This window comes from Nonomuraea sp. H19 (assembly GCF_052068215.1).
GTDB lineage: Bacteria > Actinomycetota > Actinomycetes > Streptosporangiales > Streptosporangiaceae > Nonomuraea.
This window is the reverse complement of record NZ_JBQHCV010000004.1, coordinates 39,103-62,412: the sequence shown is the minus strand read 5'-3', so window position 1 is coordinate 62,412 and position 23,310 is coordinate 39,103. Positions and strand designations below refer to the sequence as shown.

The 23,310-nt window shown below is 68.9% G+C and carries 24 protein-coding genes, 1 tRNA gene and 1 riboswitch; of the genes, 12 read left to right on the top strand and 13 right to left on the bottom strand.

Features of this window, described 5'->3' with window-relative positions:
* Positions 1 to 21 precede the first annotated feature (21 nt).
* The gene (locus ACTMTI_RS09590; protein WP_441119660.1) at positions 22 to 873 is read left to right on the top strand and encodes an SDR family oxidoreductase; all 852 of its coding nucleotides are present in this window, start codon (positions 22 to 24) and stop codon (positions 871 to 873) included.
* Here ACTMTI_RS09590 and thiC read toward each other — a convergent pair.
* Positions 870 to 2,423 carry a phosphomethylpyrimidine synthase ThiC gene (thiC, locus tag ACTMTI_RS09585; RefSeq protein WP_441119658.1) on the bottom strand — a complete coding sequence of 518 codons (1,554 nt, stop codon included), beginning with the start codon at positions 2,421 to 2,423 and terminating at the stop codon, positions 870 to 872. The two genes, ACTMTI_RS09590 and thiC, sit on opposite strands and share 4 nt — an antisense overlap.
* A riboswitch (TPP riboswitch) is annotated at positions 2,416 to 2,528 on the bottom strand. Its footprint overlaps the gene before it by 8 nt.
* 50 nt (positions 2,529 to 2,578) lie before the next feature.
* Here thiC and ACTMTI_RS09580 point away from each other — a divergent pair.
* From ACTMTI_RS09580 to ACTMTI_RS09565, 4 genes are all read left to right on the top strand, one after another.
* Positions 2,579 to 3,232, top strand: a complete 654-nt coding sequence (locus ACTMTI_RS09580) for a class I SAM-dependent methyltransferase (RefSeq protein ID WP_441119656.1) — start codon at positions 2,579 to 2,581, stop codon at positions 3,230 to 3,232.
* A complete protein-coding gene (locus ACTMTI_RS09575; RefSeq protein ID WP_441119654.1) occupies positions 3,229 to 3,579 on the top strand; it encodes a hypothetical protein in 351 nt (116 codons plus the stop codon). Before ACTMTI_RS09580 ends, ACTMTI_RS09575 begins: the two co-directional genes overlap by 4 nt.
* An 18-nt stretch (positions 3,580 to 3,597) precedes the next feature.
* Positions 3,598 to 4,434 carry a universal stress protein gene (locus ACTMTI_RS09570; protein WP_441119652.1) on the top strand — a complete coding sequence of 279 codons (837 nt, stop codon included), beginning with the start codon at positions 3,598 to 3,600 and terminating at the stop codon, positions 4,432 to 4,434.
* 108 nt (positions 4,435 to 4,542) lie between these two features.
* Complete coding sequence (locus tag ACTMTI_RS09565; protein ID WP_441119650.1) at positions 4,543 to 5,574, top strand: cellulose binding domain-containing protein; 1,032 nt, start codon at positions 4,543 to 4,545, stop codon at positions 5,572 to 5,574.
* On the opposite strand, the gene ACTMTI_RS09560 is transcribed toward ACTMTI_RS09565, so the two are convergent.
* From ACTMTI_RS09560 to ACTMTI_RS09550, 3 genes are read right to left on the bottom strand one after another with little or no spacing between them, the layout of a single operon-like run.
* On the bottom strand, positions 5,571 to 6,245 hold the full coding sequence (locus ACTMTI_RS09560) for an AIM24 family protein (RefSeq protein WP_441119648.1): 675 nt from the start codon (positions 6,243 to 6,245) through the stop codon (positions 5,571 to 5,573). The genes ACTMTI_RS09565 and ACTMTI_RS09560 overlap by 4 nt on opposite strands.
* 42 nt (positions 6,246 to 6,287) lie before the next feature.
* Positions 6,288 to 6,929 (bottom strand): tetratricopeptide repeat protein, encoded by a 642-nt coding sequence (locus tag ACTMTI_RS09555; RefSeq protein WP_441119646.1) that lies wholly within the window; start codon positions 6,927 to 6,929, stop codon positions 6,288 to 6,290.
* Positions 6,930 to 6,977: 48 nt separating this feature from the next.
* On the bottom strand, positions 6,978 to 7,373 hold the full coding sequence (locus tag ACTMTI_RS09550; RefSeq protein ID WP_441119644.1) for a response regulator transcription factor: 396 nt from the start codon (positions 7,371 to 7,373) through the stop codon (positions 6,978 to 6,980).
* A gap of 116 nt (positions 7,374 to 7,489) precedes the next feature.
* Between ACTMTI_RS09550 and ACTMTI_RS09545 the strand changes: the two genes are divergently transcribed.
* Positions 7,490 to 7,561 (top strand) — tRNA-Arg (locus ACTMTI_RS09545).
* On the opposite strand, the gene ACTMTI_RS09540 is transcribed toward ACTMTI_RS09545, so the two are convergent.
* From ACTMTI_RS09540 to ACTMTI_RS09520, 5 genes are all read right to left on the bottom strand, one after another.
* Positions 7,550 to 8,104 (bottom strand): hypothetical protein, encoded by a 555-nt coding sequence (locus tag ACTMTI_RS09540; RefSeq protein WP_441119642.1) that lies wholly within the window; start codon positions 8,102 to 8,104, stop codon positions 7,550 to 7,552. The two genes, ACTMTI_RS09545 and ACTMTI_RS09540, sit on opposite strands and share 12 nt — an antisense overlap.
* A gap of 174 nt (positions 8,105 to 8,278) precedes the next feature.
* Entirely contained in the window at positions 8,279 to 9,910 is a 1,632-nt protein-coding gene (locus tag ACTMTI_RS09535) for an FAD-dependent oxidoreductase (RefSeq protein ID WP_441119640.1), read from the bottom strand.
* A 284-nt stretch (positions 9,911 to 10,194) separates the two neighbouring features.
* Positions 10,195 to 10,956: a class I SAM-dependent methyltransferase gene (locus ACTMTI_RS09530; RefSeq protein ID WP_441119638.1), complete on the bottom strand. Its 762-nt coding sequence runs from the start codon at positions 10,954 to 10,956 to the stop codon at positions 10,195 to 10,197.
* A gap of 45 nt (positions 10,957 to 11,001) precedes the next feature.
* Positions 11,002 to 11,640 carry a sulfotransferase family protein gene (locus ACTMTI_RS09525; protein WP_441119636.1) on the bottom strand — a complete coding sequence of 213 codons (639 nt, stop codon included), beginning with the start codon at positions 11,638 to 11,640 and terminating at the stop codon, positions 11,002 to 11,004.
* A gap of 11 nt (positions 11,641 to 11,651) precedes the next feature.
* Positions 11,652 to 12,821 (bottom strand): cytochrome P450, encoded by a 1,170-nt coding sequence (locus ACTMTI_RS09520; protein ID WP_441119634.1) that lies wholly within the window; start codon positions 12,819 to 12,821, stop codon positions 11,652 to 11,654.
* A 532-nt stretch (positions 12,822 to 13,353) separates the two neighbouring features.
* Between ACTMTI_RS09520 and ACTMTI_RS09515 the strand changes: the two genes are divergently transcribed.
* Genes ACTMTI_RS09515 through ACTMTI_RS09500 form a run of 4 tightly spaced genes read left to right on the top strand, consistent with a single transcriptional unit; the run spans position 13,354 to position 16,593 of the window.
* Positions 13,354 to 13,869 carry a MauE/DoxX family redox-associated membrane protein gene (locus ACTMTI_RS09515; RefSeq protein ID WP_441119632.1) on the top strand — a complete coding sequence of 172 codons (516 nt, stop codon included), beginning with the start codon at positions 13,354 to 13,356 and terminating at the stop codon, positions 13,867 to 13,869.
* Positions 13,869 to 14,381, top strand: a complete 513-nt coding sequence (locus tag ACTMTI_RS09510) for a TlpA family protein disulfide reductase (RefSeq protein ID WP_441119630.1) — start codon at positions 13,869 to 13,871, stop codon at positions 14,379 to 14,381. Before ACTMTI_RS09515 ends, ACTMTI_RS09510 begins: the two co-directional genes overlap by 1 nt.
* On the top strand, positions 14,378 to 16,180 hold the full coding sequence (locus tag ACTMTI_RS09505; RefSeq protein ID WP_441119628.1) for an ABC transporter ATP-binding protein: 1,803 nt from the start codon (positions 14,378 to 14,380) through the stop codon (positions 16,178 to 16,180). Before ACTMTI_RS09510 ends, ACTMTI_RS09505 begins: the two co-directional genes overlap by 4 nt.
* Complete coding sequence (locus ACTMTI_RS09500) at positions 16,177 to 16,593, top strand: S26 family signal peptidase (RefSeq protein ID WP_441119626.1); 417 nt, start codon at positions 16,177 to 16,179, stop codon at positions 16,591 to 16,593. Before ACTMTI_RS09505 ends, ACTMTI_RS09500 begins: the two co-directional genes overlap by 4 nt.
* A gap of 427 nt (positions 16,594 to 17,020) precedes the next feature.
* Here the strand turns inward: ACTMTI_RS09500 and ACTMTI_RS09495 are convergent, their stop codons facing one another.
* The 3 genes from ACTMTI_RS09495 to ACTMTI_RS09485 all read right to left on the bottom strand — a co-directional run bounded on the left by ACTMTI_RS09495 (position 17,021) and on the right by ACTMTI_RS09485 (position 19,054).
* A complete protein-coding gene (locus tag ACTMTI_RS09495) occupies positions 17,021 to 17,428 on the bottom strand; it encodes a BTAD domain-containing putative transcriptional regulator (RefSeq protein ID WP_441119625.1) in 408 nt (135 codons plus the stop codon).
* Positions 17,386 to 17,703 (bottom strand): hypothetical protein, encoded by a 318-nt coding sequence (locus ACTMTI_RS09490; RefSeq protein WP_441119623.1) that lies wholly within the window; start codon positions 17,701 to 17,703, stop codon positions 17,386 to 17,388. The genes ACTMTI_RS09495 and ACTMTI_RS09490 overlap by 43 nt, the downstream gene beginning before the upstream one ends.
* Positions 17,704 to 18,055: 352 nt before the next feature.
* The gene (locus ACTMTI_RS09485) at positions 18,056 to 19,054 is read right to left on the bottom strand and encodes a DUF5937 family protein (RefSeq protein WP_441119622.1); all 999 of its coding nucleotides are present in this window, start codon (positions 19,052 to 19,054) and stop codon (positions 18,056 to 18,058) included.
* Between the two features lie 59 nt (positions 19,055 to 19,113).
* On the opposite strand from ACTMTI_RS09485, the gene ACTMTI_RS09480 reads away from it, so the two are divergent.
* Positions 19,114 to 20,325 carry an MFS transporter gene (locus ACTMTI_RS09480; protein ID WP_441119621.1) on the top strand — a complete coding sequence of 404 codons (1,212 nt, stop codon included), beginning with the start codon at positions 19,114 to 19,116 and terminating at the stop codon, positions 20,323 to 20,325.
* A gap of 305 nt (positions 20,326 to 20,630) precedes the next feature.
* A complete protein-coding gene (locus tag ACTMTI_RS09475; protein WP_441119620.1) occupies positions 20,631 to 22,268 on the top strand; it encodes an alginate lyase family protein in 1,638 nt (545 codons plus the stop codon).
* Positions 22,269 to 22,466: 198 nt separating this feature from the next.
* Here ACTMTI_RS09475 and ACTMTI_RS09470 read toward each other — a convergent pair whose 3' ends face one another.
* Positions 22,467 to 23,282, bottom strand: a complete 816-nt coding sequence (locus ACTMTI_RS09470; protein WP_441119618.1) for a carbohydrate ABC transporter permease — start codon at positions 23,280 to 23,282, stop codon at positions 22,467 to 22,469.
* Positions 23,283 to 23,310 lie beyond the last annotated feature (28 nt).

Genomic DNA, 23,310 nt, shown 5'->3' with positions numbered 1-23,310 from the left:
GGCAAGGGCAGACCGCTGGGCATGCCGGAAACGAGACCACCTCAGAGCCAGCCGTACCCCGGCCACTCGGGTGAGATGGCGCCCGAGCCGCGCGACGAGATGCGCGACTACGAGGGCAGCAGCCTGCTGAAGGACAAGAAGGCGCTGATCACCGGGGGCGACTCGGGGATCGGCAGGGCGGTCGCGGTGGCCTTCGCCAAAGAGGGCGCGGATGTCGCGATCGCGTACCTGACCGAGCACGAGGACGCCGCCCACACCGGCAAGCTCGTCGAGGCGACCGGGCGGCGCTGCGTGCTGCTGCCCGGCGACCTGAGCGACCGCGCCCACTGCGGCGCGGTGGTCGAGCAGGCGGTGTCCGAGCTGGGCGGGCTCGACGTCCTCGTCAACAACGTGGCCTACCAGGCGCCGGTCGACGGGCTGGAGGAACTGTCGGACGAGCAGTGGGAGCACACGTTCGCGGTCAACATCCACAGCTACTACCGCGTCACCAAGGCGGCGCTCCCCCACCTGCGGGAGGGCGCCGCCATCATCAACACCTCCTCGATCAACGGCCTGCGCGGCAACAAGTCCCTCATCGACTACGCCGCCACCAAGGGCGCGATCAACGCCTTCACCTACTCCATGGCGCAGAACCTGGTGGAGCGGGGCATCAGGGTCAACGCCGTGGCGCCGGGGCCGGTGTGGACACCGCTGATCCCGGCCACGATGCCGGAGGAGAAGGTGGCGAAGTTCGGAGGTCACGTGCCGATGGGGCGACCCGCCGATCCGGACGAGATCGCCCCGTCGTACGTGTTCTTCGCCGCGGAGCGGCTGTCGTCGTACTACACGGGCGAGGTGCTGGCCCCGATCGGCGGCGAGACGTTGCCGGGCTAGTCGACGTAGATGGTGCCGCCGAGCTGCCGGAACTCGGCGGCCTTCTGCGCCATGCCGGCTTCGCGGATGTCGTGGCTGATCCGCATGGAGCAGAACTTCGGGCCGCACATCGAGCAGAAGTGCGCGGTCTTGGCGGGTGCGGCGGGGAGGGTCTCGTCGTGGAAGGCGCGCGCCGTGTCGGGGTCGAGCGCCAGGTCGAACTGGTCCTCCCAGCGGAACTCGAAGCGCGCGTCCGACAGCGCGTCGTCCCACGCCTGCGCCTGCGGATGCCCCTTGGCCAGGTCCGCCGCGTGGGCGGCGATCTTGTACGTGATCACGCCCGTCTTGACGTCGTCCTTGTTCGGCAGGCCGAGGTGCTCTTTGGGGGTGACGTAGCAGAGCATGGCGGTGCCGTACCAGCCGATCATGGCGGCCCCGATGCCCGAGGTGATGTGGTCGTAGCCGGGCGCGATGTCGGTCACCAACGGCCCCAGGGTGTAGAAGGGGGCGTCGTCGCACAGCTCGCGCTGCAGGTCGACGTTCTCCTTGATCTTGTGCATGGGCACGTGCCCCGGCCCCTCGATCATCACCTGGACGTCATGGGCCCGGGCGATGGCGGTCAGCTCCCCAAGCGTGCGCAGCTCGGCGAACTGGGCCTCGTCGTTGGCGTCCGCGATCGAGCCGGGCCGCAGCCCGTCGCCGAGCGAGAACGACACGTCGTAGCGGGCCAGGATCTCGCACATCTCGTCGAAGTGCTCGTACAGGAAGCTCTCGCGATGGTGCGCCAGGCACCAGGCGGCCATGATCGAGCCGCCGCGCGAGACGATCCCGGTCTTGCGGCGGGCGGTCAGCGGCACGTACGCCAGCCGCACCCCCGCGTGCACGGTCACGTAGTCGACGCCCTGCTCGCACTGCTCGATCAGGGTGTCGCGGTAAACCTCCCACGACAGCGCCTCCGGCCGCCCCTTGGCCTTCTCCAACGCCTGGTAAATAGGTACGGTCCCGACCGGGACGGGCGAGTTGCGGATGATCCACTCGCGGGTCTCATGGATGTCGGGGCCGGTGGACAGGTCCATGATGGTGTCCGCGCCCCACCGGGTGGCCCAGGTCATCTTCTCGACCTCCTCCTCGATGGAGGACGTCACGGCGGAGTTGCCGATGTTGGCGTTGATCTTCACGAGGAAGTTGCGGCCGATGATCATCGGTTCGGACTCGGGGTGGTTGACGTTGGCGGGGATGATGGCCCGGCCGGCCGCGACCTCCTGGCGGACGAACCCGGGGGTCAGCCCCTCGCGTGCCGCCACGAACTCCATCTCCTTCGTGACCAGGCCTTTCTTGGCGCAGGCGACCTGGGTGACAGGCTCGCCGGCCGCGCGGCGCTCGCGTACCCACTGCTCGCGCAGGCGCGGCAGCCCTCGCCTGACGTCGGTCTCGACGGCGGGATCGGTGTACGGGCCCGACGTGTCGTACAGCGTCACCGCCGAACCGTCCGACAGACGCACCTGCCGCATGGGCACACGGAGGTCACCGAGGTAGATCTTGGAAAAACCGAGCTCCGGCGCACCACTCATCGCGCAAACTCCCTTCGCCGGCATTATCCGGTGCAGGTTCTGGCGGTCGGCGGCTGTCAGCCGTCCTCTCAGCCCGGTCCACACCGGGCTCCCGCGTTGGACGGCGATGATCGTACCCACGCCTGGACGCGCGCCAAACATGGCAAGATCAGGCGATGGACGATCCCACGTCGCGGACCACCGCCAGCTATGACCGCATCGCACCGGTTTACGCTGAGCGCAACGACCAGCCGGACGCCGAATTCCTGGCGTTTCGCCAGCGGTTCGCGGACGCGCTTCCCGACGGGGCCAAGGTGGCCGACCTGGGGTGCGGCCCGGGACGCGACGGGGCGTGGTTCCGTGCGCGAGAGCTGGAGGTCGTCGGGGTCGACCGGTCGATCGAGATGGCCAGGCTCGCCACCGCCCGCGGGGTGCCCGCCGTGCTGGGCGACCTGCGCCGCCCGCCGCTCGCCCCCGGCTCGCTGACGGGCTTGTGGTCGGTGGCGGCGCTCCTGCACGTGCCCACCGCCGAGACCGAGCCGACCCTGCGCGCCTGGTCGGCGGCGCTGCGACCGGGAGGCGTGCTCGGGATGTCGACCTCGGCGGGCGATGGTGAGGGATGGGAGCCGAGGTCGTACGGCTTCGAGCAGTCCCGCTGGTTCACTCACCGCGACCCGGACGCGCTGCTGGCGACGCTGGAATCGGCCGGTCTCCAGGTCCTCGAACACGACCTGAGGACCACCGGTCGCACTTGGCTGAACGTGCTGGCGGCGCGCCGCCAGGTTTGTCGATCGCTGTCAGCGGTACGGACTTCATCAGGGGGAACATGAACAAGATCGCCGCTGTCGCAGGACTCGTGGTGGTGACCGCGTTCGGGGGGACCACCGCTCGAGATGGCTTCGACCAGCACGAGGTGAGTGAGGAGCAGTACCGAACCCTGATCGCCCAATGCCGCTACGCCGACACGAGTAAGGCGCGAGCGGAATGCCGCGCGGAGGTCAAGGCGACCTACCGCATCGGCGAGGCGGACACGTCGCTCGACTGCCGGACATACTCCGGCGTCTCTGTGTGCGGCACGCTGAAGCTCAGCAGGGCCGAGCGCAAGTGCGCCGAGGACTCCGCGAAGCAAGGGCTGCCGTTCCGGCGCGCCGAGGTGGAGTGCTACGTGTTCACGTGAAAGTGAGAGGCCCAAGTCGTGATCATCGTTGGGGTGGACGGCTCGCGTACCGGGCTGGAGGCGGCCGCATGGGCCGCCGACGAGGCCGCGTTGCGCAGGGCGCCGCTGACCGTGGCACATGCCGTGCCGAAGTGGGTGCATGACGAGTCCGGCAGCGCCCGGTACGCCGACGTCGCCCGGTGGATGCGCGAAGGCGCCACCACGGTGCTCGCCGCGGCCGAGGACCGCGCCCGCCGGGAGCACCCGGACGTCAGCGTGACCACCGAGTTGCTGCCCGGTGATCCCCGTACCGCGCTGATCAACGCCGCCGAGGGGGCCGAGCTGCTGGTGGTCGGCAGTCGCGGGATCGGCGGCGTACGCGGGCTGCTGGTCGGGTCCGTCGCACACGGGGTTGCCGCGCACGCCCGTACGGACGTCGTGCTGGTCCACGAGCTGCCCAGGTCGCCGCGCGGGGAGGTGGTGGTCGGGGCCGACGGCTCGCCGACCGGCGGGCGGGCGCTCGAGTGGGCCTTCGCCGAGGCCGAACTGCGCGGTACGCGGCTGCGGGCCGTACACGCGTGGGCCTGGCCCCAGCCGACCGGGTTCGAGCCCGCCGACGAGGACAGCGAGCAGGACGCGCTGCGGTCCCTGCAGGAGCTGCTGGCCGGGCACCAGCTCCGGCATCCGGGGGTGGAGGTCGTGGCGGAGGTCGTCCATGGCCATCCCGTGGAGGTGCTCAAGGAGGCGGCGAGGGGTGCGGACCTGCTGGCGGTCGGGTCGCGGGGGCACGGGCAGCTGGCCGGGATGATCATGGGGTCGATCAGCCAGGCCCTCCTCCACCACTCACCCTGCCCGCTCGCCGTGGTGCGGCACTGAAAGTTACATGCGTCTGCGCAGGTCGCGTACGCCGCCGCGGCCCGATGCTTTCCCGCCTGTCGCCCGCGATCCTACGATCTGCGCCAGGCGACGACGGGAGAGCGGACGATGCGGAAGATCAGCGCCGTGCTGGCGGCGATGCTGGCCCTGGCGGCCGTGGTGATGTTCCTGACGGCCACGCCGGCCAGCGCCGCCGCCACGAGGATCATGCCCCTGGGCGACTCGATCACCGGATCCCCCGGCTGCTGGCGGGCCCTGCTCTGGAACAAGCTGCAGAACAGCGGCTACACCAACATCGACTTCGTCGGCACCCTCCCGCCGCAGGGCTGCTCGGTCGCGCACGACGGCGACAACGAGGGACACGGCGGCTTCTTAGCCACGAACGTGGCCAGCCAGAACCAGTTGCCCGGCTGGCTCGCCGCGACCAGGCCCGACATCGTCATCATGCACTTCGGCACGAACGACGTGTGGAGCAACATCGCGCCGGCGACGATCCTGAGCGCGTTCACGACGCTGGTGAACCAGATGCGGGCCAGCAACCCCAACATGAAGATCCTCGTCGCCAAGATCATCCCGATGAACCCGTCCTCCTGCCCCGACTGCGCCCAGCGCGCCGTGAACTTCAACAACGCCATCCCCTCCTGGGCCGCCGCCACCTCCACCCAGCAGTCGCCGATCACGGTGGTGGACCAGTGGACGGGGTTCAGCACGAGCGCGGACACCTACGACGGGGTGCACCCGAACGCCTCGGGCGATCAGAAGATCTCCGACAAGTGGTACCCGGCTCTGGTGGACGCCCTGGCCGGCGTCACGCCGTCCCCGACCGTCACGCCTACGGTGATCGGCGGATGTGTGGCCACGTACAAGAACGCCGGGCAGTGGCAGGGCGGCTTCCAGGGCGAGGTCACGGTCAAGAACACCGGCACGACGACGATGAGCGGGTGGACGGTGCGGTGGACGTTCGCGGACGGGCAACAGATCAGCCAGCTCTGGAACGGCACGCTGAGTGCGAACGGGGCTGAGGTGACCGTACGCAACGTGGGCTGGAACGGCTCCCTGGCGCCGGGGGCGTCGGCCACGTTCGGCTTCCTGGCCTCCTGGAACGGCGCCAACACGGCACCGACGCCGACGTGCTCCTAGGATTTTCCGGAGTTGGCCACTATGGGCGCGCCCTCACTGGCCTGCACCAGCACGAACCCCTGCCCCCTGAACGCCAGCTGCATGGCCTCCCCGCTCCCCCGCCCGATCAACGCCCCGACCTTCATCGTCCGATTGACGCCGACCTGGAGCCCCGTGCTCCAGCAGACCGCCGACTGGCCGTCGGCGAACGTCGGCATGCGGGCCACGTCCAGCAGCACCGGCGTGCCGTGCGTGGTCACCGCCACCCAGCCCGTCCCGGTGACCGTGGTGTTGAACAGCCCGCCCGCCGCCACTCCGGCGCCCTGGACCCGCTGGATGTCCCAGGTGAGCTGGGGCTGGAAGGCCAGCAGGTTGCGCCCGTTGACGGTGAGCCCTTCGTTCTCCAGGTAGAACAGGTGAATGTCGTCGGCGTTGTCGGCGAGGAAGAGCAGCCCTTCGCCGCGGACCCGCATCAGCGAGGCGCCCTCCCCCGTCATCGCCTTCTTGAGCAGCTTGCCGAGGCCCCCGGAGCCCTCGTAGTCGAAGTCCATGCGGCCTTGGAAGGCCACCATCGAGCCCTGCTTGGCGAGCACCTCGTGGGGCAGTTGCACCCGGAGCATCTTGTGGTTCTCCAGCGCGAACCCGGGGGGTAGCGGCTGGGCGTCGAGGTTGCCGAAAATCGAGCTGCGCACGTTTCAACCCTTCGAAAAGAGAGCGTTGCCGCCAGCGTACGGCTACAGCTGCCCGTACGCTTCCTTGATCGAACGCATGACACCCTTGGCGTCGCCGGCCTCGGCGACGGCGCGGGCTTCATCGAGCAACCTGATCGCGTCGTCGCGCCGCCCGCCGCCCGCGGCGATGTAGGCCAGGCCCACCAGGTTGGCCGCCACGCCGGGCAGGAAGCCGATCTCGCGGCGGAGCCGTACGGACTCCTCCAGCCGCTCGCGCGCCGCCTCCAGCCGCCCGGCGACGTGGTCGGCGATGCCCAGGTGGCGCAGGACGTACGAGAGGGTCAGCCTGTCCCCGGCCTGGGTCGCGAGTTCTTGGGCCCGCTCGAGAACCGGCACCGCAGTCTCCTGATCATGCCGGACGACCTGGTGGAAGATCCCCACCCAGAACAGCGCTTCTCCCTGACCCCGCACATCCCCGAGCAGCCCGTAGAGCTCGACCGCCCGCTCGAACAGCGCCAGCTCCCGCCCGTCCTCCCCTTGCCCGTCGAGGAACCGCGCGTGCGCGATCCGGCCTCTGGCCAGCGCGAGATCGGCCTCTACCCCGTCCAGCTCCCGATCGGCGATGTCCAGCGCGCCCGCATCACCGCCGAAAACCGCCTGCTCGTAGTGGCGCCCGGCCCGCGCGATCCGCTCATCCCCCGCCATCCCCGCACCTCCACCCGCACCTGACGTTCGACCGCTCGCCGCACAGCCCTAGTGGTCGCCGCTCTCCGCATCGGCCGCCAGGTCCCGCACGACCTGGATGAGCTCCGCCGGATCGAACGGCTTGGTCAGATAGGCGTCGACCCCGATCCCCAGCCCCCGCCTCCTGTCGTCGTCCTGCGCCCGCGCGGTGATCAGCACGACCTTGATGTGGCTGGTCGCCTCCTCCGTACGCAACCTCTGCGCCGTCGCCCAACCATCCATGAACGGCATCATCACATCCAGCGTGATGACATCGGGCATGACGTCGAGCACGCGGTCGAGACAATCCTGCCCATCGGTGGCGGTCGCGACCTCGAACCCCTCCAGGTTGAGGTTCACCGCGATGAGCTGACGGATGACCTCGTCATCGTCCACGACCAGTACTTTGCCAAGAACATCACCCACGGGCGCAAAGTTAACCTGTGGTGGGGGCGTCACGGGTGGCTTTCACGGGATGTGTTCGTGGAGCGTTATCCGGTACGGAGTGGTGTCCCGATGCTGGTAGCCTTGTCATTCGTTGGGCCCCCTTAGCTCAGGGGATAGAGCACCGGCCTCCGGAGCCGGGTGCGTAGGTTCGAATCCTACAGGGGGCACGCACGATCTACATCGCAAGATGGGCAAGGACCTGCGGAAACGCAGGTCCTTCTGCGTTCCGGGATGTGCCACCCGATGGCGCCGATGGCAAGCATGTGCCCATGATCACGTACCAGACACGTACCGATCATGGCAGGCCAGGAGCCACCACCACACACGACGCACCTGTCTAGGCCATCCAGGGGACAGCCGCTGGCCGGCTCTGCTACGCGATCTAAACCAACCAGCACGTGTCGTGAAGCTCGCCAGCCGTTTCCGGCGTCGTCCTTGTAGGCCATCAGGTGGTCCTCGGTCACCTGCAGCAGACCGGGCGGGTTGGCCTCGCGCTGACGGTCGGCCGGCCAGGCCAGGAAGCCGGACAACGCGGCCAGGTAGGTGCGCCGGGTCTCGGCCGGCTCTTGCGCCTGCGGCCAGCCCGCCGCCGCCCGCCAGGTCGCCAAATCCAGCGCGTCCACGCGCAGGACGTCCGTCTCGGGCACCTCACCGTCGTCGCCGCGGCGGCGCTTGGGCCGCAATCCGGCGATGTCGCCGACGCTGCGCACCAGCGGCGCGGGCGGCGGCGCCAGGTCGCGCTCGGGCCCCGGGACGGCGGGCAGGCCCTGCCCAGAGCCGACGTCGTGGCTACCACGCTCCTCACCGCGGGATGCGCGCGTGCCCGGCGCGTACAGTGCGCTCGGCTCGATCGTGTCGGCCGGGGGCGCACTCCAGATCGCGGCTCACTTCGCGGGTTCCGCGGAGAGGATGGCGGTGAATGCGGCGAGCAGTTCCGCGGCAGGGTTCGCGGCCGGTCCGGTGCTTCGCCAGGCCACGAACCCGTCCGGTCGCACCAGCACGGCACCGCCTGCTCCGATGCCGTGCCGGACGGTCGCGGGTGTGCCGTCCGCAGCCAGGTCGATGCCGAATCGCCGGGTGGTCACCGGCAGCGGCATCTTGCCTGCCGCCGTCACCCAGTCCTGGCCGTCAGGGCCGGCCAGGAGGACGAAGCGCCCGCCGTACAGGTCGATCGTGGACCGCTCGAGGGAGCCGAGGAGTGGGAGATGAGGAGCCCTGGTGCCGGGATCTCCGCACAGGCCGGCGACCTCCACCGGCGCGGTCGCATCGTTCACGCTGCCGACCACCGCTGTCGACCGGTACCGGTGTCCCATCATCACGGTCGAGCGGTCCACCAACTTCTCATCGGCCATGGAGAGTTGTGCGAGGCCGTACTCGCCTGGCCCGGGAGCGAAGCGGGACCGGTATCGCGCGACCGCCTGCCGCAGGGCGAACGTCGCGACTGGGCGGCGCTCATCCTCGTACGTGTCGAGCAATCCCTCCCCGGCGTGACCGTGCACGACAGCGGCCAGCTTCCAGGCCAGGTTGTGCGCGTCCTCCACGCCCACGACACCGCCGAATCCCCCGGTCGGCGGCATCAGATGCGCCGCGTCGCCGATCAGGAACACCTGCCCCTTCCGGTAGGAGGCCGCCACGGCCGCGCCGACCTCGAACCGCAAGACGGTCTTGGCGGTGCCGGGTATCTGCGGCCGGAGCACCACCTGCACCGTCGGCAGGCCGGCCGCGGCACGCACCAGTTCGACGCATTCGTCCTCATCCGGCTCGGCACCATCCGGATCGTCCGTGGTGCCGAAAACCCAGTGCTGACCGCTCCGGTCCAGCGCCATCAGGTACGTCCTCGGCCGGGGTCGTTCGAGGAAGGCCATGTGCACGGTACGGCCGTCCAGCGCGGGCCGGAGGTCCGCGTCGACCATCAGCGTCAGCAGACGGAAGAAGTCAACAGGCCCTTCCATCGGTATGCCGAGCCCGCACCGGAGCGGGCTGCGCGCGCCGTCGGCCGCGACGACGTACCGGGCGAGGAGCCGATGCTCGATGCCGTCGAGATCGCGCAGCCGCGCCTCCACCCCACCGTCATGCTGGGAAAGGCCGAGGAACTCGGTGCCGAACCGGATCCGCGCGCCAAGCTCACGCGCGCGGATCCGCAGCAGGGATTCCACCCGGTTCTGGTCGATGGGCGTGCCCGTGCAAGGGCTGAAGGCGGCGGTTCGCGCTGCGTCGTCCTGCTGATCCACGGGGAGGTGCCGAGCACTGGCCAGCGTTTCCGCGCGGATGGCCACGTACTCGGCAGAACTGGCGAAATCCACCCGACTCTCATGGATGCGGGATTGCAGTCCGACCTGCCGGTAGATCTCCATGAGACGTGGGACCAGACTGCGCTGCCTGGGATGGCTCAGCAGGTCGGGGTGGCGCTCCACGAGGGTGCACCGCACGCCGTGATGAGCCAGGAACAGCGCGCAGGACAACCCGGTCAGGCCGCCCCCGACGACCAGCACCTCAGTGTCGTGGGACCGAGCCATCAGGCGACCCCCGCTCGACCGGTCCGGCGAACCATCCCGGCCGCCTCCGAATCGTGAACGGTCATCTCCTGTACTCCCTTGCTCAGCCCTGGATGCCAGGCCGTGGCCTGACCTCGCAAGGTCAGGCCACGGTGAGAATCGATCAGTACCAGTACCGCATGGCGCACCTCCTTGACTCGCCTCCGTGTCCATCGAGGTCCGATGGACCGTTTCGAGGCCGGAACAGCGCCGGCGACGTGGCAGGCGACCGGGGACCGTCCACGGAGGCCTCGAGCTCAGAGCGGTCAGCTGTCGTGCCGGGCGATCAGCGTTCCCTTGTCGTCGAGCGGGGTCACCTCGTCGGTCACGGCCGAGCCGCCCACGGCGGTCAGGCCGACCGCGCGCAGGTCGGCGAGCACGTCGGCGGGCCTATGGAGGTGGTAGTCGCATTCGACGATCTCAGTGGACACCAGCGTGTCGCGGTGGTAAGTGCGGTAGACGCGCCGCACTCCGGCCAGATCGGGGCCAAGCGGCCAGACGGCCGACGACAGGGTGTAACGGCACTCCCCCTGGTGCGCGCCACGCACCTCGCGCTCGGGATGGTCGGGGACGACCTCGTCGTGCACCATGTCCATGGCCAGCACACCACCCGGCGCAAGATACTCGGCCAGGCCGGCGAAGAGCGGCCGTCGTGCCTCCGGCGGCACGTCTTCGAACACGGCGGCCAGGTAGACGTAGTCGAAGCGCCGGTCGAAACGGAAGTCCGGTGCGGCGCCGCCAAGCACCGTCACCCGATGCCCCATGTCCGGCTCCCCTGCCAGCTTGGTCAGGAGCACCGCGCGCATCGCGGGGGAGGGCTCCAGGCAGTGCACGCTCGCCACGCGCTCGGCCACTGCCAGGGTCATCCGGCCGGTACCTGGGCCGATCTCCAACGCGTGCCCGCCGGGCGGAGCCAGGCCGGCGAAGAAGGACACCAGTGCCGCTGAGCCCGGCCCTATGTGCAGGTGGTCCCAGTACGCTGCCGCCACCCCGTACGGGTCAGCGACGGATGAAACGGTAAGCGCCACTTCCCTGTCCTCTCCTGTCCAGGCCGCCGGTCACACGCTGCTTTCTCACCGTGGCGGGAGGGCCCCGGCCTGCTCGGCCCGGCGCAGATACTCATCAGTGGTGTTCGCCATGGGAAAGGGCGCGTCCGGCACGTCGACCCCAAGTGCCGCGCAGAGCGGCTCCCATCCGCGCGATGGGTCGAATTCGATCAGCCGGCCAGATGGCACGGCATCGCGGACCGCGTCCAGATGGGCACGGTATACGCCGATGGCGTGGTCACGATCCTCAAATCGCCCGGCGAACGTTCCCTGCCAGACGATCTTCTCGATGACCTGGTCCCGCACGCCGAGGCTCGTCTCCCGCCCGGCGTCCGCGGGCCTGGTGCGATACAACGTGCGGGTCATGCTGGCATACCACGAAGCCGGATCCCGCACGATCAGCAGGACTTTCGCCTCAGGCCAGGTGGCAGCGAGCTCTCGCCAGTAAAAAGCCGCCGGCCAGGCAATTGTCGAGGTGAAACCGTCGAGCAGCCGTTTCCAGTCAGGTCCTCCGCCTTCGACCACCCGCAGCCATTCCTGCGCATGCGAAGGGCTGCTGAAAAGCTCTCTCATGTAATGGCAGGGACCGAATCCCAGGGTCTCCAAAGCCAACCGAACCGAAGAAGTCCCGGTACGCCCGAACGAGGCTCCCACGACCTTGAGCACATAAACCTCCTTCAGCGAAGGGTGACCTCGAAACGCTCAATACTGCGCGCTGTCAGGTTCGGGAAATACGTTGGCGCGCCGAGCGCCCTGATACCGGGATACAGCTCGGCGAGTACGCGAAGCACTACCCGGGTGAATATCGCTGTAAAGGGTGAGCCGAGGCAGGACTTCGGGCCCCGGCCGAAGCCGAGATGCGGATTGGGATGCCGGTCCAGCCGTACCACGTCCGGGTCGGGAAACCGCGCGGGGTCCCGGTTCGCCGCGCCCAAGAGCAGCGTGACCGCCTGCCCCGCGCGCACCGTGACGCCGCCCACCCCGGTGTCGTGCACGCACGCACGGGCGACCACCTGTATTGGGGAGGCGTAGCGGACCATCTCGTCCACGGCGCGTGCGGTGTCGGCCTCACGGAACCGCTCCAACTCGGCGACCCGCTCGTGGAGCAGGGCCACCGCCACCAGCCCGAGCAGTTTGCTGCCGGAGCTGTAGCCGCTGAACAGCAGTCCCCGCACCGTGTTGGCGATGATGGCCGGGTCCACGCCGCTGCCGGCCGCCCGTTTCACGATGATGCCGACGACGCCGGAGGGCGGCGGATGGGCGAGCCAGTCCTCAACCAGCACGGCCAGTTCCTCCTGCGCCGCCAGCACGGGTTGCGCCCGCTCGGGCCACAGCCCGGCGTCCATGCCTGCGACGATGGCACGGGCGGCCTGGCTGGCCCAGACCGGATCCGGCATCGGCACGCCGAGATACGCCGAGGTCGTCGACAGCGCCAGCGGTTCCGCGAACTCCGTGAGCAACTCGAACGACGGACGGCGTGCCAGCGCGGCCAGCAGGTCCGCCGTGTGTTGCGCGATCATCTGCTCCACGGCCATGTGGTCCTGCGCGCGCAGCGCCTCCATGAACAGCCGTCGGACCACGGTGTGCTCCGGCGGGTCCAGGGTCAGCATGTTGATCGCCCGCGGGGGCATCGTCTCACCGACCCGGCGCCAGTCGGCGGCGAAGTTCGCGCTGTCCTTCAGTACGGCGACGCAATCGTCATACTGGCTGAAAATCCATGAGTTAAGGCGGTCGTAGAAAAACGCGGGCCGTTCCCGACGGAGGTTTCCGTAGGCGGGATAGGGGTCGAGAAGGAGTTCGGGAGAGGCGAGGGCGAGAATGGGGTCGTGGTCAACGATCTCCGGCAAGGGGCTCCTCTAACCGGCTGTCAAGCCTAATCAGACTCAAGCTCTCTAGAGAGATAGTCCCTCAGTTTGGGACAGAACACAACCCTCGCTCGGACAACCGCACTGGCTCGCTGTAAAGGCGTCAACTGGAGATGGCAGAACGAATCCTCTATGTAAGTAAGCCGGTGCGCACTGTCAAGACGGCCGGCGCGACCCTTGCGAATGCAGCCGTCTTTCACCCGCAAGGTGCCGGCTCCCGTGCGGCCTGGAACCTCTGCACCTCGGCCGCCGGCCGGGACGTGTCTCCGCATGCCCGGGTCGGCGTTGCCGCCGCCCAGGAGGGCGCCGGCTCGCGGTGACCGTCTCGTACGGGCGGGACCCGGTGTTCAAGGAAGCGGTGCTCGACGCCGGCACCGGCAAGCCGGTAGGCGCCGGGTTCGGGCCCACAGACGCGCTCGCGATCAGCCGTCCTGACCCGCCGCCGGCGTCGAGTGCCTCTGCCGCTAACGCCGCGCTAGCGGCGCGCTAGTGGGGGACGGAAACATCGACGATTGTGGATCTGCTGCTTGTCGGGTGCCACGTGCTCATCGGGGTTGTTTTCGCGGTCGCCGCGTTCAGCAAGCTTCGCAGCCGTGCCGCCCTGCGGTCGTTCGCGTCGTCGCCGGCGATGCTGCCTGAGCGTTTCCGTATGCCCGTGGCGGGTGTGGTGGCCTCAGGGGAAGCAGCGGCGGCCGTGCTGATGGCGGTCCCACAGGCGGGGTTGCCGCTGAGCGGGCTGTCACTGTGCGCGTTCGGCGCGGCGATCACCGTCTCGATACGGCGAGGGCACCCGGTGTCCTGCCGGTGCTTCGGTCCCACCGCGTCCCGGCTGGGCCCGGTCCACCTGCTGCGGAACGGCCTGCTGCTGGCCGTGGTGGGACTTGGCCTGGCCGGGCTTGCCGCAGGCGGGGCTCCGCTGCCGGCCGCCGGGCCGGCGATCGCGGTGCCCGCGGGCCTGATCGGTGCGGTTTTCATGATCGCCTTCGACGATGTCGTTGATCTTTTCGCTGAGACTTCTGGAGGGCTGTGATGGTCTACCTGACCGCGGCGGTCGTGCTGGTCGGACTGCTGGGCCTGGCCAACCTGTTGCTGCTCGTCGGTGTGGTGCGTCGGCTGCGCAAACTTTCGGCCCAGCTCCCCGAGATGGTCAACGGGCCGGAGCCCGGCGAGAAGATCCCATCGTTCACGGCCTTGACCTCCGAGGGTGATCCGATCTCCGCGGAATCCTTGATGGGCGCCCCCGCACTGATCGGTTTCTTCTCACCCGGTTGCGCGCCGTGCAGGCAACTGTTGCCGGAGTTCGTCGAGCGGGCCGGACGGACCTCAGATCCGGTCATGGCCGTGGTGGTGACCGGTGGTGATGACGATGCCGCGGCGGAGTTCGAGCGGCTGGCTGCGGTGGCCCGGGTGGTGCGGGAGGAGCCGCACGGCCCCCTTCAGAAGGTGTTCCGGGTATCCGGGTTCCCCACAGTGATCACGACGGACGCCACCGGAACCGTCATCGGTAATGACGTCGACCTGCCGGAGACGGTCCACGCATGATCGGCACCGCTCGGGTGGCCGCGGGTATCGCCTTTCGTTCGGCACCCGGCCTGACCGCCACCTACGTCCTGGTGATGCTGGCCGAAGGCTTCGCACCGATCGTGGCCGCCTGGCTGACCAAGCTGGTCGTGGACGGCCTGTCGGCTGGAAGCCCCGATGTCGGGCTGATCACGCTGGGCGTGGGGCTGGCCGGAACCGGCGTGGTGATGGCTGCCTCACCCCAGTTCAGCCAGTATCTGGGCAATCAGATCGGCCGGGAGTTCACCGCGCGGACCACCGCTCAGCTGTTCAGCGCGACCTTGCGTTTCGCAGGTCTGCGCCGGTTCGAGGATCCGCACTTCCACGACCGACTCCGCCTGGCGCAAACCAGCCTGGGCAGCGGTCAGAGCATCGTCACCGGCGCGTTCAGCATCCTGCAGTCGGCGATCACGCTGCTGGGGATGGTCGGATCGCTTCTGGTGATCAGCCCGATTCTGACGTCGATCGTGCTGGTGACCGGGATCCCCGCGCTGGTGGCCCAGCTCCGCCTGTCGCGCCGCCGGGCCTCGATGATGTGGGAGATAGGCCCGGCGGAGCGGCGCCAGATCTTCTACGGGAACCTCCTGGGAACTGTCGAGGCGGCCAAGGAGATCCGGCTCTTCAACAGCGGCCGGTTCCTGCGCGGCCGCATGATGTCCGAGCTTCGGACCTCCAACGAGGCCCACCGTCGGATGGACCTCCGGGAGCTTTCCATCGAGACCACGCTGACGATGCTGGGCGCGGCGGTCGCCGGCGGCGGGCTGGTCTGGGCCGTGAACGCGGCGATGTCCGGCGCGCTGAGCGTGGGAGACGTCTCCCTCCTCGTGGCCGCCGTCGCCGCGGTCCAGGGCGCGCTCAGCGGTCTGGTCTCCAGTATCGGGATGCTCCACCAGGACCTGATCATGCTCGATCACTATGTGGCGGTGACCCAGGCGGGTCCTGACCTCCCGATCCCGGCCGATCCCAGACCGCTGCCCCGGTTGAGCCAGGGCATCAGGTTCACCGACGTCTGGTTCCGCTACAGCGACGACCACCCCTGGATCCTGCGCGGTCTGGACCTGTTCATCCCCGCGGGCAAGGCCGTCGCGATCGTCGGCCTCAACGGTGCGGGTAAGAGCACCCTGGTCAAGCTGCTGTGCAGGTTCTACGACCCCGAGCACGGCTCCATCACCTGGGACGGCGTCGACCTCCGCCTGGTGCGTCCCGAGGATCTCCGGCAACGTCTCACCGGCGTCTTCCAGGATCACATGTCCTACGACATGTCTGCCGCCGACAATATCTCCATCGGTTTCGTCGCCGCTCGTGAGGACGAGGCACGCATTCGGGGGGCGGCCCAGCGAGCGGGAATCGATGACAAGCTGTCGTCCCTTCCGCGCGGCTACGACACCCTTCTCAGCCGGATGTTCTTCAGTGAAGAAGACCGGGACGACCCCGAGACCGGCGTGCAGCTTTCCGGCGGTCAGTGGCAGCGAACGGCCCTGGCCCGGGCGATGTTCCGCGGTTACCGGGACCTCATGATCCTCGACGAGCCTTCCGCCAGCCTGGACCCGGAGGCCGAGGCCGACATGCACGCCAGGATTCGGCGCCAGCGCGACGGCGCCACCAGCGTGCTCATCTCGCACCGGCTCAACACCGTTCGCGACGCGGATCACATCATCGTCCTGGAGCACGGAACGATCGTGGAATCCGGGACTCACCACGAACTCATGGCGGCTGGCGGCCGGTACGCGGGGCTGTTCCGCCTGCAAGCTCAGGGGTATGCCGAGGCGGCGGTCGCATGAAGATCTGGTTTCCCGCCGCCGTCCTGCTGCTCGTCGCCGCCCTGGTCGTACGGCTGCGCCGGATGTATTCGATCATCCGCGTGGACGGCGACAGCATGAACCCCACCCTGGTCGACGGGGACAGGGTCTTGGCCCGCCGGGTCTCGCAGTCGGCCCTGCGCCGAGGTCAGGTCGCCGTCGTCGTCAACCCGCTGCCGGTGGGCGAGCGGTTTCTCATCAAGCGCATCGCCGCGCTGCCCGGCGATCCGGTCCCCCCGATGCCGCGGACCGTCCTGTCCGAAGAGCGGGTGCCCAGCGGGCAACTGATCCTTCTCGGCGACAACGCGGACGTCAGCTTCGACTCCCGCGATCTCGGCTATTTCCCGGTGTCCGAAATCCATGCCGTCACCATCAGAAAGCTGATGGGGATCTAGTGAAAGAAAACAAATGAAATTCATCGAATCACTGTCGGATCGCGTGCTGAGCCGGATCCTGCGGGAGGAGGCTGCTAGCGCCTTCATCAAGAAGGGGCCGTGTATCTTCGGCGTTCGAGTCGTCATGACATGCACGATGGATGGCCAGGGGACCTCATGCTGGAACAAGCGACTGGTGCCGTGCGGCAAGAAGTCCGGGAGGGGGCGATGAACGCCGTCCTCGGAAAGATCGCGGACCGCGCCCTGGGGTAAACGCCGCCGCCGCGGGAACCGTTTCCTGCACGCCGAGCAGTACCGGCGCCGGGCACTGGAGCTCGTGCCGGTACAACGCCAACTGTCACAGCCGGCTCTGGAAGGTCTACCTGGTGTGCTGCTGCCCGCCCGGGGGATCCGGATGCAACCTTCGGACCGGGGGCAAGCGGTGCTGCTAGGTCGTGTCTCCCCGGCCGAGTAAGCGACGATCACGCGTGAAGCCCGTGGTGGAAGTGGTGATGATGGAGATCAACTTCATCCGGGCTGCACGCTGCCGCCGGGTCACGCGCTGACGCCGACCCTTCGCGGGATGCCGGCGGCCGACGACGCCGTGGAGGATGTCCTGATGCAGTCGACGCACGTCATCGGCCGGTTCCACGCCGAGCTCCTCGCTGAGGATGGCGTGCATCCTGCGGCAGGCGTTGAGCGCCTCGGCACGGCGCCCCGACCGGCCAGAGCTCGCATCAGCATGGCCCACGAGCCCTCGCGAAAGGGATGGTGGAGAACGCGTTGCTCCACACCGTCGACGTGGCCTACTGATCAGCGTGGGCGGCTGAGGGCGGCCTCGGCCAGATCCGTCCATTTCTCGGCCGAGGAGTGGGGCACGACCACCCAGTCCTTTATCTCCCTGCCCTGCCCCGAGGGGTCGAACAGGGACGCCCCGGCCAGCTGGAGCGCGGCCGTGTGTTCGGGGGTGTCCCTGACCAGCCGGAACACCATCGCGCCGTCGCGCTGCAGGCTCGCGAACACCTTCCCCGCCTGATCTTTGAGCGCCGGACTCCCCATCATCCTGGACATCCGTACACCCAGGTCGGCCAGCTCGGCGCCGACCTGCTTGAAATCCTCTTCCGCGCTCATCGTCAGTCGATCCCAAATTCCATGGCGGTGGTCGGGGCCCTTCCCGCGTGACGCGATCGCCTCGGCCCCGCCTTCCGGCAGCACGGCGATCAGGCTAGTGGTCCTCGCGGCACCGATCAAGGCCGGATGCGGGGTGCCGACCATGCCGAGTCCCGCCGCCGGTCCTCGACTATGCGCGGTAGATCACCATCATTGCCGTGGCCGACGGCTCGGGTGATGTATCACCGCATAGCGGATTGTGGCGAATGAGGCATGGCGTGTCTGTGTCGCTTCGCAGCTGAGATGGCGAGCTGACGGGTTGGGGTGGCGAAGGGTTGGCGAGTTCTCGGCCAGGTGGGCCGCCCGGTGGCGTTCAGCTGTCCGCCAGGGCCGCGCCCAGCGGCGTGTGCTCGTAGCGGACGGCCCGGCCGGCGCGGGTGCGGGTGACCAGGCCGGCATCGCGCAGCACCGCCAGATGGCTGCCGACGGTGCCTAGGCTTAGGCCGAGCTGGGCGACCAGCTGCGTCGTCGTTGCAGGCACGTCCAGCGCACGCAGCACGTCCGCGCGACGCGGGCCGACCAGCCGGCTCAGGGCCTCACCGCCCGGTGCACGCGCCACAGGGCCGAGCAGGTCCGCGATGCCCCGGGCGGGATAGACCAGGGCGTAGGGCCAGGGCGGCTCGACGTAGCTGATCAGAGTGCCGAACACCGTCGGCATCAGCAGCAGGCCCTTGCCGGCCAGCCGGTGCCGGTCCCACTCGGTACGCGAGCCCGTGCGCACCTCGATGGTCCCGGCCTGCCCCTCGGAGCGCCAGCTCACCCGCGGGTCGAGATCGGACAGCGCTGCCGCCCAGCCGTACATCGCCAGGTATCCGGCGCGGCGGACCAGGTCACGCTCCAGCACCGCCCGCAGCCGCGGCCAGTCCGGCTCGACCAGCGCCTGCCAGCTCGCCTCGAGCGCATCGGCGAGCCGGGTGACCACGTCCGGTGCGTCGAGGATGCGCTGCACGTAGCGTGGCGGCGTCCGCAGTCCCGCCAGGTTGCGGGCCAGTTCCAGGCGTGCACGGCGCAGCGGCGTGGCGCGCACGGCGGCCAGCTCAGCGGCGAAGTCGCCACCGGAGCCTGACGGCGGCGGATGGATGAAGTCGGCATTGTAGCCGCCGCGGCGGAACAGCGCCGTCAGCGCCCTGACTGTGGGCACCTGCCGGCGCAGCTGCTCGTACCGGGGCGCGATGCGCTCGGCCCACGGCCGGAGCGGGCCGGCGGCTTGCACGCCGGCTGCGACGCGCAGCGCCTGCATCGCCTCGCCCAGCGGCGAGATCGCGTAGCGGGTACGCGCCACGTCGACGGGCCCCACCTCGATGGCCAGCATGTTTTGCCTCCACACGAAAGCATAGTCACCGTGGCCGGGCTGCCGTGATGCTGTCGGCCATGACCACCACGTCCGGCGCGCCACGCCCGGCCACCTACCGCGAGGTGTTCGCTGTGGGCCAGTTCCGCGTGCTGTTCGGCAGCTACACGCTCTTCCTGATCGGCGAGACGGTGCGGATGCTCGCACTGTCCGTGACCGTCTACGCGGCAACCGGGTCGCCGCTGATGTCGGCGCTGGCGTATGCGGCAGGCTTCCTGCCCTATGCCCTTGGCGGCACGCTGCTGCTGGCTTTCGCCGACCGCTGGCGCCCGCGCACCGTCATGATCGGCTACGAGGTGCTGCGCGCCGCGGTCAGCGCCGTGCTCGCCGCCGGTCTACTGCCGGTACCGGCCATGCTGGCGCTCGTGTTCGTCACGGGTTTACCCAGCGCCGTCGCCTCCGCTTCGCGCACCGCCCTTCTGCCCGACCTGCTAGACGGCGACCGCTACGTGCTCGGCCGTGCCGTGTTCTCCATGGCGGCAGGCGGCACGCAGGTGCTCGGCTTCGCCGCCGGCGGCATGCTGATCGCCGCTGTCGGCGCGCCAGGCGCGCTCTGGATCACCGCCGCGACCTGCCTGGCCTCGGCAGGCCTGCTGCAACTGCGCCTCGCCGACCACCCACGCCGCCGCACCGGCGGTTCGGCCGGCATCAGCGAGACCTGGCAGGTGAACCGGGCGCTCCTGCGCCGGCCTGCGGTCCGGGCGCTGCTGCTGGCGCAATGGCTGGCACCGGCGCTGATGGTCGGCGCCGAGGGCGTGCTGGTCCCGTACGCCGCGCAGGTCGGCGCGCCTGACGCGGCCGGTCTGCTGTTCGCAGCGGTCGCCGCCGGGATGTTCGCCGGCAACCTGATCGTCGGCCGCCTGGTGCGCCCTGCGGGCCGGGAGCGGCTGGCCGGCCCCCTCGCGCTTGCGCTCGGATTGCCGCTGCTGGGGTTCGCGCTGCGCCCCGCACCGGGATACGCCGCCATCCTAATGACAGTGTCCGGTTTCGGCGTCGCCTACCAGCTCGCACTGGCCCGCAGGTTTCTCGACGCGGTGCCCGAGACGCAGCGCGGTCAGGCGTTCGGCCTGCTGCTGACCGGAACGATGACGCTGCAGGGCCTGGCCGCCGCAGCCGGAGGCGCGCTGGGCGAAGTCGCGGCCCCGGGGCTGGTCGTCACACTGGCCGGCGCGGCCTCGGCCATCGCCGCCCTGATGTCCTGGCGAACGCTGTCGCCCACACGGCGACCCTGACCGCGGCCGATGGCCGTCTCGGTGGTCCTTGCCGCTCTGCTGCGCCGCGCGGAGGAAGGCCCCGGCAACAGCCGGGCACTCGCCCGCACCCGCCCGAAGGTCGGCCACAGGACGTGTCAGCGACTACACGGTCCGCGCACGCCTGCCCGAACCGCGTGAAAAAGCTGACACAAATGCCCAGAACCTAGCGGCCAAGGATCGCTAGGGGAGGCCGAGGGCGCTTTCCCAGAACCAGTTCCAGCGGATCTCATCGCGGAAGCGGTTCTCGCCCGCTCCGTACAGCACGCCGATCGCGCCGTTTCCCGGTGTCGAACCCCGACCACGGCTGCTCGGACGAGCGCAAGGACGCCATGGCGGCCTACACGCACGCCCTGCAGTGGTACCTCACCAAGGACTCCCGCTACGCCGACAAGGCGATCCAGATCATGGACGCCTGGTCAGCCGTGATCGCCAAACACACCGGGAGCAACGCGCCGCTGCAGACCGGCTGGGCGGGCGCCAACTTCTCCCGCGCCGCCGAACTCATCAAGCACACCCACTCCGGCTGGGCCCAGGCCGGCCGGTTCGCCGGCAAGCTCCGTTCGGTGTACCTGCCGACCGTGATCGCCGGCGCGCCCAACAACAACGGCAACTGGGAACTGATCATGACCGATGCCGCCATCGGCATCGCCGTGCACCTGGACGACCGTGCCTCATTCGACCGAGCTGTCGCGACCTGGCGCGGCAGGCTGCCCGCCTACGTCTACCTCAAGACGGACGGCTCGCTGCCCAAGGCGCCGCCGAACAGCAAGTACGACACCAAAGCCGAGATCATCGACTACTGGAAGGGGCAGACCACGTTCGTGGACGGGCTGACCCAGGAGACCTGCCGTGACTTCTGGCACACCGGATGGGGTCTTGCGGCCATCTCCCACGTCGCGGAGACGGCCGGCCACCAGGGTGTGGACCTGTACGCCAAGGCCAAGCACCGGCTGCGATTCGCGATGAACCTCCACGCTCGCCTGCAACTGGGCGGGACGGTGCCGTCGTGGCTGTGCGGCGGAAAGGTCACCAAGGACCTCGGGGAGCACTTCGAGGTCGGCTTCAACGCGCTGCACCACCGTCTCGGGTACGACGACATGCCCTATGCCAAGCAGTGGGTCGAGAAGAGCCGCCCCGCCGGGGTGTCGCACTTCCTGGGCTGGGAGACGCTCACCCACGCGCAGAACCCGCACTTCGGCGGGCCAAAGGGCGTCACGTCGGTTTATGGGGTGATGCCGGACGGGCGGCTGACCTATACCACCATCGACGCCGCCACCGGGAAGCGCACCCACGGCGCGGTCGTCTCCACAGCCACCCTCGGCTTCACACCCAAGGCCATGGCCACACTCAACTACAACACCATCCTGGTCACCGACACCAACGGCAAGCTGTACCGCGTCGACGTGCGGACCAACCGTGACAGCCTCACCTTCAACCCGCCCGTCCTGCTGGGCAGCGGCTTCACCCACGACCTGCTCGCCTACGACGGCACCAGCCACCTGTTCGGCATTGCGAACGGAACCCTCCACCGCTACACCATCACCGCCGCCCAGCCTGACCTTGCCGACATCACCGACAACACCGCCATCGGCAGCGGCTTCACCCTTAAAACCCTCACGGCCACCGGACCCGACTGGATCCTCGGCACCACGGCCGAAGGGCAGCTCATCTCCTACAACATCAGCGGTCCCGGCTCCGTGAAGCGCTACCAGCTACGCGACTCCACCTGGCAGGCAATGGACCACCTGCTGTCGCCCGGCGGGGGTGTCTACTACGGCCACAGCCGCGACAACTCCATGCACCGCTACCTCGACATCAACCCCTACGACGGCCGCGCCGGCGACCTGACCGGCCAGGGCACCGTCGACGCCAGCGGCTGGGCACAGGTCCTCCTGTCCGCCCAGCCCGCCACAGTCTCGTGAGCGAATGACAGATGGAGCGTCAGGGTGTCCAGTCAATAGCTCTGCCAAGATGCTTGCGGTAACGGACTGTAACCGGATCCTCGAAGCAGGACCGTCTTGCGGAGCAGGCGGGTTGTCGGGCGCTGTCATGATCTGGGCGTCTCCCCGGCGGAGCAGGGTGCCTACACCCTCTCCGCCGGTTGCCGAGCATCCGCCGAGTCATTCTTTCACCGACCCGGCGGTGAGGCCGGCGACGATTCGCCGTTGCAGGAGGAGCACGAGCGCGATCACCGGGACCATGACGATCAGGGATGCCGCCATCTCATCGCCCCAGGGGATCGTGTACGCGCTGGACTGCGCGCCGATGTTGGAGATCAGGACCGGCACGGTCCAGTTGCTGCTGTCCGACTCGAAGGAGAGCGCGAACAGGTACTCGTTCCATGCCGCGATGATGGCGAGGATCGACGTGGCCGCCAGGCCGGGAGCGGCCAACGGCATCATGATGCGCCAGAAGGTCTGCATCGGGGATGCGCCGTCGATGTAGGCGGCTTCTTCGAGTTCGTGGGGCAGTTGCTGGAAAAAACTGGCCAAGGTCCACACGGTGAAGGGCAGGATGAAGATCAGATAGGTGATGATCAGCGCGGGCAGTGTGTTGTACAGGTTCGTGGCCGTCAGCATCTTGTACAGCGAGCCGAGGATGGCGATGTTGGGGAACATCGACATCGCCAAGATGACGTAGCGCATCATGCTGCGACCGCGGAAGCGGAACCGGCCCAGAGCGTAGGCCGCGAACGCGCCCAGGAAAACGGAGATCACCGTGACGGACACGCCGACGATCACCGAGTTGATGATGCTCTGCATGAAGCGCGGGTCGCTGAGGGCGTTGTTGAAATGCTGAATCGTGAATTCCTGCGGCACGTAGGCCGCAGGGGTCGCGTAGATCTCCCGATCTGGTGAAAGAGCTGTCTTCGCGGCCCAGTAGACGGGGAAGAGCAGGAAGACCGCGATCGCGAGGACGAGCACGTACAACAGCACGCGCCGTACCCAAGCGGCAGGTGTTCGC